General features: G+C 64.7%; 1 protein-coding gene. It reads right to left on the bottom strand.

Features of this window, described 5'->3' with window-relative positions; all coding sequences use genetic code 11:
• Window positions 1-241: PfkB family carbohydrate kinase (locus NLU14_RS22775; protein WP_275710890.1), on the bottom strand; the 241-nt coding region annotated here is incomplete at both ends.

Raw genomic sequence — 241 nt, 5'->3', positions numbered from 1 at the left:
CGAGGATCCCGGCATTGATCGTATCGCCGGCTCCCACCGTGTCGACAACCTTGACCGGCTCTGCCGGCACCGAAACGACATGTTTTCTCGAGAAAGCCACCACGCCCTTGGCGCCTTGCGTCACCACCATCAGGCTGGGCCCCAGTCCAAGCCAGCGCGCCGCAACGTCTCCGAGGCTGCCTGTCTCGCCGAACCAGTCCAGGTCCTCGTCGGAGAGCTTGACGATGTCGGCGAGCGCAAG

This window comes from Marinobacter iranensis (assembly GCF_029207565.1).
Classification (GTDB): Bacteria; Pseudomonadota; Gammaproteobacteria; order Pseudomonadales; family Oleiphilaceae; genus Marinobacter; species Marinobacter iranensis.
The sequence above is the reverse complement of the archived record's forward strand: the minus strand, read 5'-3'. Positions and strand labels throughout refer to the sequence as shown.